Annotated in this window: 8 protein-coding genes and 1 pseudogene; 5 read left to right on the top strand and 4 right to left on the bottom strand. The window is 68.2% G+C overall.

What is annotated here, in order from left to right; all coding sequences use genetic code 11:
* On the top strand, positions 1-741 hold a 741-nt coding region (locus tag DQP58_RS24290; RefSeq protein ID WP_112710676.1), incomplete at its 5' end, for an RluA family pseudouridine synthase.
* A 1-nt stretch (position 742) separates the two neighbouring features.
* On the opposite strand, the gene DQP58_RS24285 is transcribed toward DQP58_RS24290, so the two are convergent.
* Both DQP58_RS24285 and DQP58_RS24280 read right to left on the bottom strand, forming a co-directional pair.
* On the bottom strand, positions 743-1,501 hold the full coding sequence (locus DQP58_RS24285; RefSeq protein WP_112710678.1) for a class I SAM-dependent methyltransferase: 759 nt from the start codon (positions 1,499-1,501) through the stop codon (positions 743-745).
* 103 nt (positions 1,502-1,604) lie between these two features.
* Positions 1,605-2,015 carry a group I truncated hemoglobin gene (locus tag DQP58_RS24280; protein WP_112710675.1) on the bottom strand — a complete coding sequence of 137 codons (411 nt, stop codon included), beginning with the start codon at positions 2,013-2,015 and terminating at the stop codon, positions 1,605-1,607.
* A gap of 284 nt (positions 2,016-2,299) precedes the next feature.
* Between DQP58_RS24280 and DQP58_RS24275 the strand changes: the two genes are divergently transcribed.
* From DQP58_RS24275 to dnaE, 4 genes are all read left to right on the top strand, one after another.
* Positions 2,300-3,340 (top strand): SDR family NAD(P)-dependent oxidoreductase, encoded by a 1,041-nt coding sequence (locus DQP58_RS24275; RefSeq protein WP_112710677.1) that lies wholly within the window; start codon positions 2,300-2,302, stop codon positions 3,338-3,340.
* A gap of 4 nt (positions 3,341-3,344) precedes the next feature.
* A complete protein-coding gene (locus tag DQP58_RS24270) occupies positions 3,345-4,148 on the top strand; it encodes an SDR family NAD(P)-dependent oxidoreductase (RefSeq protein ID WP_112710674.1) in 804 nt (267 codons plus the stop codon).
* A 20-nt stretch (positions 4,149-4,168) separates the two neighbouring features.
* On the top strand, positions 4,169-4,606 hold the full coding sequence (locus tag DQP58_RS24265) for a type II toxin-antitoxin system Rv0910 family toxin (RefSeq protein ID WP_112710673.1): 438 nt from the start codon (positions 4,169-4,171) through the stop codon (positions 4,604-4,606).
* 117 nt (positions 4,607-4,723) lie between these two features.
* Positions 4,724-8,263, top strand: a complete 3,540-nt coding sequence (gene dnaE / locus DQP58_RS24260; protein ID WP_112710672.1) for a DNA polymerase III subunit alpha — start codon at positions 4,724-4,726, stop codon at positions 8,261-8,263.
* A gap of 90 nt (positions 8,264-8,353) precedes the next feature.
* Here the strand turns inward: dnaE and DQP58_RS24255 are convergent, their stop codons facing one another.
* Together DQP58_RS24255 and DQP58_RS24250 are read right to left on the bottom strand one after the other, a co-directional pair.
* Entirely contained in the window at positions 8,354-9,295 is a 942-nt protein-coding gene (locus DQP58_RS24255; RefSeq protein ID WP_112710671.1) for an MBL fold metallo-hydrolase, read from the bottom strand.
* A pseudogene (locus DQP58_RS24250) lies at positions 9,292-9,461 on the bottom strand (PPOX class F420-dependent oxidoreductase); the annotation flags it as partial. The pseudogene DQP58_RS24250 and the gene DQP58_RS24255, both read right to left, overlap by 4 nt.

Here is a 9,461-nt window from a genome sequence, read left to right as displayed (position 1 = left end):
CGCCTGCCCGAAGCGCCCGCGCCCCTGCAGAACACGCCGGTCGACATCGAGGGCATGACGATCCTGTACTCCGACGATGACATCGTCGCGGTCGACAAACCGGCGGCGGTGGCCGCGCACGCCTCGGTGGGCTGGACCGGGCCCACGGTGCTCGGTGGCCTGGCCGCCGCCGGCTACCGGATCACCACCTCGGGGGTGCCCGAGCGGCAGGGCATCGTGCATCGCCTCGACGTCGGAACGTCCGGGGTGATGGTCGTGGCGCTGTCCGAGCGCGCCTACACCGTGCTCAAGCGGGCGTTCAAACAGCGCACCGTCGACAAGCGCTATCACGCGCTGGTGCAAGGACATCCGGACCCGTCCAGCGGGACCATCGACGCGCCGATCGGGCGGCACCGCGGCGGCGAATGGAAGTTCGCGGTCACCAAGGACGGCCGGCACAGCCTCACCCACTACGACACCGTGGAGGCGTTCGTCGCCGCCAGCCTGCTCGACGTGCACCTGGAGACCGGCCGCACGCACCAGATCCGGGTGCATTTCTCCGCGCTGCATCACCCGTGCTGCGGCGACCTGGTCTACGGCGCCGACCCCAAGCTCGCGAAAAAGCTTGGACTGGAACGGCAATGGTTGCATGCTCGTTCGCTGTCGTTCGCCCATCCGGCCGACGGCAGGCGGATGGAGATCGTCAGCCCCTACCCGCCCGACCTGCAACGCGCGCTGGACGTGTTGCGCGACGAGGGCTGACTCACGCCGGCTTGCGGGCCTCGACGAGCAGGCGCACGGAGTGCCCGACGAACGGCCCGTCGGATTCGATGCGCTCGTGCAGTTCGGCCAGCCGGTCCCGGTACCGCTGCACGGTGAAGTCGGGCACCGTCCAGATCACCTTGCGCAGGAAGTACACGACGGCGCCGATGTCGAAGAACTCCGCGCGCATCCGCTCCATGCGGATGTCGACGATCTGCAGCCCGGCCGCCTCGGCCTGCGCGCGCACCGCGTCCGGGTGAAACTCGGCCCATTTCTCCGGCTGCGGCCCAATGAAGTACTCGACCAGCTCGCCCATGGTGGCCGGACCGATGTGCTGCGCGAAGTAGGTGCCGCCGGGGCGCAGCACGCGCAGTATCTCCGACCACCAGACGGAGATCGGGTGGCGCGTGGTCACCAGGTCGAACGCCTCGTCGCCGAATGGCAGCGGCGGTTCGTCCCGGGTCACGACCACCACCACACCGAGCGGATGCAGGCGCCGGGTGGCCAGCGCCGCGTTCGGGGGCCACGTCTCGATGGCCGCCATGGTGGGCGGGAACGGCGCCGCGCCGGACAGCACTTCACCGCCTCCGGTGTGAATGTCGAGCGCGGCCGACACCGCGGCCAACCGCTCCCGCAGCAGTCGCTGGTAGCCCCAGGACGGGCGCTCCTCGGTGGCCCGGCCGTCCAGCCACGAGAAATCCCAGCCGTCCAGCGGGGCGGCGTCGGCCTCCGCGATCAGTTCGTCAAATGTGCGCCGCATGCCACGCATGCTAGGCACTGTTAGCCGCCGGCAAGCCGAGATCGCCGCGATGGCGGCGATGGCCATGGTGGGCGGCGGCCCGCGCCGCGATCCGGGGGAGCGGTCAGACCGTGACCTTGCCGGCGTCACCCGTGGCGATCTCGGGCGCCAGCGGGGCGATCGCGCCGAGTATCTCGGTGACCGTCTCCGACGGCACCCCGGCGGCGGACAGCGCGTCGGCCAAATGCCCGGCCACCAAATTGAAGTGGTGCATGGTGATTCCGCGGCCCTGGTGCACCTGCTTCATCGGCGCGCCGGTGTAGGGCTCCGGGCCGCCCAGGGCCGCCGCGAAGAACTCCGCCTGCTTGCCCTTGAGGCGGTTCATGTTCGTGCCGGTGAAAAAGCCGGACAGCTGATCGTCGGCAAGCACCCGGACGTAGAAGTCCTCGACCACGACTTCGATCGCCTCGTGCCCACCGATCCGGTCGTAGATGGATGCCGGTGCGGACTTGCGGAAGCGCGCCAGAATTTTCATAAGCACGATTGGAACATCTCGGCGTTGCCCGTCGGTTTATGCGCGATCACGCCCGGATTGCCTTGTGTAACAGCGGGATTGCCCGACGCTGACGGACGTTCTCGGCGAACCGTGAGACTGGGGGCCGTGACCCATGACCGCAATCCGGGTCACGGTGAGGCGAACATGTCCTAGGTTGGCTTCATGATGCACGTCACATCACTCGCGCAGCCCCGCAAGGCGGTCGTGGCCATCGGGCAGGCCAGTTGCGGTCGGGGGGCTCACATCATCAGGAGCGGATGCCGATGAACCTTGGTGACTTAACGAATTTGGTGGAGAACTCGCTCGGGAATCTGGTGGAGAAGCCGCTCGCGGCGGTCTCGCACATCGTGAACACCCCGAACTCGGCCGGACGGTATCGGCCGTTTTACCTGAGAAATCTGCTCGACGCGGTCCAGGGCCGCACGCTCGAGGAGGCCGTCAAGGGCAAGACTGTCCTGATCACCGGGGGATCGTCGGGGATCGGTGAGGCCGCGGCGAAGAAGATCGCCGAGGCCGGAGGGATCGTGGCGCTGGTGGCGCGCACCCGGGAGAACCTGGAGAAGGTCGCCGACGAGATCCGCGGCGACGGCGGCACCGCCAACGTGTACCCCTGCGACCTGTCCGACATGGACGCGATCGCCGCGATGGCCGACCAGGTGCTCAGCGACCTCGGCGGCGTCGACATCCTGATCAACAACGCCGGCCGATCGATCCGGCGCTCACTCGAGCTGTCCTACGACCGGATCCACGACTATCAGCGAACCATGCAGTTGAACTACCTCGGCGCCGTCCAGTTGATCCTCAAGTTCATCCCCGGCATGCGCGAGCGGGGATACGGACACGTCGTCAACGTCTCCTCGGTGGGGGTGCAGACCCGTGCGCCGCGCTTCGGCGCCTACATCGCCAGCAAGGCCGCGCTGGACAGCCTGTGCGACTCGCTGCAGGCCGAGACCATCAACGACGGCGTCAAGTTCACCACTGTGCACATGGCGCTGGTGCGGACCCCGATGATCAGCCCGACCACGCTCTACGACAAGTTCCCGGCACTGACACCGGACCAGGCGGCCGGGGTGATCGCCGACGCGATCGTGCACCGGCCCCGCCGGGCCAGCTCACCGTTCGGACAGTTCGCCGCCGTCGCCGATGCGGTCAACCCGGCGGTGATGGACCGGGTGCGCAACCGGGCGTTCGCCATGTTCGGTGACTCCAGTGCCGCCAAGGGAGATGAATCACCGAGCGACACAACGGAATTCGATAAGCGCAGCGAGAACTTCGTGCGGGCGACCCGCGGGATACATTGGTGAGACCATGAGCCTGCCAAAACCTGACCTGCAGACCACCGTTGTCATCACCGGCGCCTCGTCCGGTATCGGCGCCGAACTGGCCCGCGGATTGGCCCGTCGCGGCTTCCCGCTGCTGCTGGTCGCGCGCCGGCGCGAGCGCCTCGACGAACTAGCGAACGAGGTGGGCCAGCAATATTCGGTTGCCGTCGAGGTGCTGCCGCTGGACCTCGCTGACAGCAAGGCGCGCGCCAAACTGGCGAATCGGCTGCGCAGCGAGCCGATCGCCGGTCTGTGCAACAGCGCCGGTTTCGGGACCAGCGGGGTGTTTCACGAGTTGCCGCTGGAGCGCGAGAGTGAAGAGGTGACGCTGAACGCGCTGGCGCTGATGGAGCTCACCCACGCTACGCTGCCGGGCATGGTTTCCCGCGGGGCGGGCGCGGTGATGAACATCGCGTCGATCGCCGGGTTCCAGCCGGTTCCCTACATGGCGGTGTACTCGGCCACCAAGGCCTTCGTGCAGACGTTCTCCGAGGCGGTGCACGAGGAGCTGCACGGCACGGGCGTCTCGGTGACCTGCCTGTGCCCGGGACCGGTGCCGACCGAATGGGCCGAGATCGCCAACGCCGAGCGGTTCAGCATCCCCATCGCGCAGGTCTCGCCGCGCGACGTGGCCGAGGAGGCTATCGGCGGCATGCTGTCCGGCCGCCGCACGGTGGTGCCCGGGGTGGTGCCCAAGGTGGTCAGCACCGGCGGCCGGTTCGCGCCGCGCAGCCTGCTGTTGCCCGGCATCCGGATCGGCAGCCGTTTCCGCGGCGGCCCCAAGAGCTGAGCGGGCGCTAGGCTCGGGCGGTGGCTGCTGTGGACCTGACCGCCGATGTCCCGATGACCCCGCAGGACATGTGGGACCACGTCTCCGACCTGTCGGACCTCGGCGACTGGCTGACCATGCACGAGGGATGGCGCAGCGAGCTGCCCGACGAGATCGCCGAGGGCACCGAGATCGTCGGCGTGGCGCGGGCCAAAGGCTTCCGCAACAGGGTGACGTGGACGGTGACCACCTGGGACCCGCCGCACGAGGTGGCGTTGTCGGGGTCCGGCAAGGGCGGCGCCAAATACGCCGTCACCCTCACCGTGCGACCCACCGGCGAGGGCTCGACGCTGGGTCTGCGGCTGGAACTGGGCGGACGGGCGTTGTTCGGCCCGGTGGGCTCGGCGGCGGCGCGCGCCGTCAAGGGCGACATGCAGAAGTCGCTGAAGAACTTCGTCGAGTTATACGCCAACGGCTGATTCGTGGCGATCGCAAGCGCGGCGCAGCCGGGCGCGGCGGGTCGTCACCAATAAACACAGACACACGCGGCGACACGCCCAACCAGTGTCGGTCCGCGGTCCTAGACTGGCGTCCCTATGAACCACTCGTCCTTCGTGCACCTGCATAACCACACCGAGTACTCGATGCTGGACGGTGCCGCGAAGATCGGGCCGATGCTGGCCGAGGTGGACCGGCTGCAGATGCCGGCGGTCGGGATGACCGACCACGGAAACATGTTCGGCGCCAGCGAGTTCTACAACGCGGCGACCAAGGCCGGGATCAAGCCCATCATCGGCGTCGAGGCCTACATCGCGCCGGCCTCGCGCTTCGACACCCGGCGGATCCTGTGGGGCGACCCGGGCCAGAAGTCCGACGACGTGTCCGGTAGCGGCTCCTACACGCACATGACGATGGTGGCCGAGAACGCCACCGGACTGCGCAACCTGTTCAAGCTGTCCTCGCTGGCGTCGTTCGAGGGCCAGCTCGGCAAGTGGTCGCGGATGGACGCCGAGATCATCGCCGAACACGCCGAGGGCATCATCGCCACCACCGGCTGCCCCTCGGGCGAGGTGCAGACCCGGCTGCGGCTGGGGCACGAGCGCGAGGCGCTGGAATCGGCCGCCAAGTGGCGCGAGATCTTCGGCGCCGACAACTACTTCCTGGAGCTGATGGACCACGGGCTGTCCATCGAGACCCGGGTCCGCGACGGGCTGCTCGAGATCGGCCGCAAGCTGGGCATCCCGCCGCTGGCCACCAACGACTGCCACTACGTCACCCGCGACGCCGCCCACAACCACGAGGCGCTGCTGTGCGTGCAGACCGGCAAGACGCTTTCGGACCCCAACCGGTTCAAGTTCGACGGCGACGGCTACTACCTGAAGTCGGCCGCCGAGATGCGCCAGATCTGGGACCACGAGGTGCCCGGCGCCTGCGACTCCACCCTGCTGATCGCCGAGCGGGTGCAGCCCTACGACGACGTGTGGGCGCCGCGCGACCGGATGCCGATCTTCCCGGTGCCCGAGGGGCACGACCAGGCGAGCTGGCTGCACCACGAGGTGCTGGCCGGGCTGGCGCGCCGGTTCCCGTCCGGCGTCGGCCAGGACTACATCGACCGGGCAGAGTACGAGATCAAGGTCATCTGCGACAAGGGCTTCCCGTCCTACTTCCTGATCGTCGCCGACCTGATCAACTACGCACGCTCGGTGGACATCCGGGTGGGGCCGGGGCGTGGCTCGGCGGCGGGCTCGCTGGTGGCCTACGCGCTGGGCATCACCAACATCGACCCGATCCCGCACGGCCTGCTGTTCGAGCGCTTCCTCAACCCGGAGCGCCCGTCGGCACCCGACATCGATATCGACTTCGACGACCGTCGTCGCGGCGAGATGGTGCGCTACGCCGCCGAGAAGTGGGGTTCGGACCGCGTCGCGCAGGTCATCACCTTCGGCACCATCAAAACCAAAGCGGCCCTGAAGGATTCGGCCCGCATCCACTACGGCCAGCCCGGCTTCGCGATCGCCGACCGCATCACCAAGGCGCTGCCGCCGCCGATCATGGCCAAGGACATCCCGCTGTCGGGCATCACCGACCCGAACCACGAGCGCTACAAAGAAGCCGCCGAGGTCCGCGGTCTGATCGAGACCGACCCGGACGTGCGTACCATCTACCAGACCGCGCGCGGCCTGGAAGGCCTGATCCGCAACGCCGGCGTGCATGCGTGCGCGGTGATCATGAGCAGCGAGCCGCTGACCGAGGCCATCCCGCTGTGGAAGCGGCCCCAGGACGGGGCGATCATCACCGGCTGGGACTACCCGTCATGTGAGGCCATCGGTCTGCTGAAGATGGACTTCCTGGGCCTGCGCAACCTGACGATCATCGGCGACGCGCTGGAGAACATCAAGTCCAACAGGGGAATCGACCTGGACCTGGAGTCGGTGCCGCTCGACGACAAGCCCACCTACGAGCTGCTCGGCCGCGGCGACACCCTGGGCGTGTTCCAGCTCGACGGCGGGCCGATGCGGGATCTGTTGCGCCGCATGCAGCCCACCGAGTTCAACGACATCGTCGCAGTGCTGGCCCTGTACCGCCCGGGGCCGATGGGCATGAACGCCCACAACGACTACGCCGACCGCAAGAACGGTCGTCAGGCGGTCAAGCCGATCCACCCGGAGCTCGAGGAGCCGCTGCGCGAGATCCTGGCCGAGACGTACGGCCTGATCGTCTACCAAGAGCAGATCATGTTCATCGCCCAGAAGGTCGCCTCGTACACAATGGGCAAGGCCGACGCGCTGCGCAAGGCGATGGGCAAGAAGAAGCTCGAGGTGCTCGAGGCGGAGTACAAGGGCTTCTACGAAGGCATGACCGCCAACGGCTTCTCCGAAAAAGCGGTGAAAGCCTTGTGGGACACCATCCTTCCGTTCGCCGGATACGCGTTCAACAAGTCGCACGCGGCCGGCTATGGGCTGGTCTCCTATTGGACGGCCTACCTGAAGGCCAACTATCCGGCCGAGTACATGGCCGGCCTGCTGACGTCGGTGGGCGACGACAAGGACAAGGCCGCGGTCTACCTGGCCGACTGCCGCAAGCTCGGCATCACGGTGCTGCCGCCGGACGTCAACGAGTCCCTGGTGAACTTCGCCTCGGTGGGGCGCGACATCCGCTTCGGGCTGGGCGCGGTGCGCAACGTCGGCGCCAACGTGGTCGGCTCGCTGATCGGCACCCGCAATGGCAAGGGCAAGTTCACCGACTTCTCGGACTACCTGAACAAGATCGACGTGGCGGCCTGCAACAAGAAGGTCACCGAGTCGTTGATCAAGGCCGGCGCCTTCGACTCGCTGGGGCATGCGCGCAAGGGCCTGTTCCTGGTGCACACCGACGCGGTCGACTCGGTGCTGGGCACCAAGAAGGCCGAGGCCATGGGCCAGTTCGACCTGTTCGGCGGCGGAGAAGATGGGGCCGGCTGCGATTCCGTGTTCAACATCAAGGTGCCCGACGACGAGTGGGAGGACAAGCACAAGCTCGCCCTGGAGCGAGAGATGCTGGGGCTCTACGTGTCCGGGCATCCGCTGAACCAGGTGGCGCATCTGCTGACCGCCCAGGTCGACACCCAGATCCCGGCCATCCTCGACGGCGATGTTCCCAACGACACCCAGGTGCGGGTGGGCGGCATCCTCGCGTCGGTCAACCGGCGGGTCAACAAGAACGGAATGCCTTGGGCATCAGCCCAATTGGAAGACCTCACCGGTGGCATCGAGGTGATGTTCTTCCCGCAGGCCTACTCGGTTTACGGGGCCGACATCGCCGACGACGTCGTGGTGCTGATCAGGGCGAAGGTCTCGCTGCGCGACGACCGCGTCGCGCTGATCGCCAACGAGCTTGTGGTGCCGGACTTCTCCAATGCCCAGCCGAACCGGCCGCTGGCGGTCAGCCTGCCGACGCGCCAGTGCACCATCGACAAGGTCACCGCGCTCAAGCAGGTGCTGGCCCGCCACCCGGGCACGGCTCAGGTGCATCTGCGGCTGATCAGCGGGGACCGCATCACCACGTTGGAACTGGATGCCTCCCTGCGGGTTACGCCGTCGCCGGCGCTGATGGGCGACCTCAAGGCGCTGCTCGGCCCCGGCTGCCTGGGCGGCTAGGCGCTTCGTCGGATCGCCATCTCCGCGAGTGTGAAGTTGGTTTCACGCTCGCAACCGACGTGAAGCTGGTTTCACACTGGGCGCCGGCGGCTAGGTGCTCAATCCCAGCACGGCCTGGTGGTCGTGGGTCGGGATGATCGTGACCGCGTGACGCGCCAGGTGCAGGCGGTGCAGGGTCTTGAAGGTCTGCTCGCGGTCCTCGTCTACCAAAAGGCCCGGATAGCTTGACTTTTGGCGGACCTTCTCGATCTGCATAGCGTGCCAGGCCGCGTCGCCGGCGATCAGGATCCAGCCGCGTCCCGTGTGGGCGAGCACCCCGACACTGCCCGGGGTGTGCCCGGCGAGGTCGACCAGCAGCACGGACTGGTCCCCGAAGAGGTCGTGGCTCCGGGTGAAGGTGAGCACCGGCGGCCCGTCCAGCTCGTACTCGACAACGGGCCTGTCACGCAACGAATCCCGCACGCCGCCCATGGGCGCGACGGGCCCGTCGCCGATCCAGTCGCGTTCGGTGCGGTGCAGGTGCACGGGCAGGCCGGGCAGGTCCAGCAGGCCCGAGACGTGGTCCCAGTGCGCGTGGGTGGGCAGCGCGAAATCCAATGGCGCCGCAATGGGCACCCGGCCCAGCGCGGTGATCGTGGGGACGGTGTCGGCCGGGGGACGGACCGCGACCCGCAGCACCGCTGGCAGTTGGGCGATCGCTCGCCGCTCGACGTCGACGCACACGGCGGGGTCGACGATGAAGGTGGCCCGCGGGTGCCCGACGACGAACGACGTCAGCGAGTTCTCGATGCGCGCCGGCGTGAAGGCGCCCTCGACGATGGCCGCGGTCGGCACCGACCGCGGCACCTGGGGCAGCGCGGTCACCGTCACGGTGCGGCCGGGCGTCGGCAGACCGGCGTCGGCGACGCTGCGGATGAACCGCTCGTCGGGCCGCCGCGGGCGCACCATGCCGAACACCAGTCCCGCTGCGGCGCTGCAACATTGGCGGATCCCGGGGGAGCGGACCGGGTCGGCCACCGGCGCGTGCGTCATGACAGCTCCACCCGCACGATGACGCTGCCCGGCCACACCCCGCTGTCGCGGGCGCGCCGCAGCTTCTCTCTCGCGCACAGGTCTTGGTGCACGTTGGTCACGCCGGGAACCTTGATCAGCGGCACGATGTTCCATTGCCAGCCGTAGCGCCGGTGCAGCACGCGGT

It is taken from the genome of Mycobacterium colombiense, assembly GCF_003284975.1.
Classification (GTDB): Bacteria; Actinomycetota; Actinomycetes; order Mycobacteriales; family Mycobacteriaceae; genus Mycobacterium; species Mycobacterium europaeum_A.
This window is presented reverse-complemented; position numbering and strand designations above follow the sequence as displayed.

What these genes read in the sequence shown, in the direction of transcription:
- DQP58_RS24275 (WP_112710677.1), top strand. Translation starts at nt 2,300, where the DNA reads ATGAACCTTGGTGACTTAACGAATTTGGTGGAGAACTCGCTCGGGAAT.
- DQP58_RS24285 (WP_112710678.1), bottom strand. Translation starts at nt 1,501, where the DNA reads ATGCGGCGCACATTTGACGAACTGATCGCGGAGGCCGACGCCGCCCCG.
- DQP58_RS24270 (WP_112710674.1), top strand. Translation starts at nt 3,345, where the DNA reads ATGAGCCTGCCAAAACCTGACCTGCAGACCACCGTTGTCATCACCGGC.
- dnaE (WP_112710672.1), top strand. Translation starts at nt 4,724, where the DNA reads ATGAACCACTCGTCCTTCGTGCACCTGCATAACCACACCGAGTACTCG.
- DQP58_RS24280 (WP_112710675.1), bottom strand. Translation starts at nt 2,015, where the DNA reads ATGAAAATTCTGGCGCGCTTCCGCAAGTCCGCACCGGCATCCATCTAC.
- DQP58_RS24255 (WP_112710671.1), bottom strand. Translation starts at nt 9,295, where the DNA reads ATGACGCACGCGCCGGTGGCCGACCCGGTCCGCTCCCCCGGGATCCGC.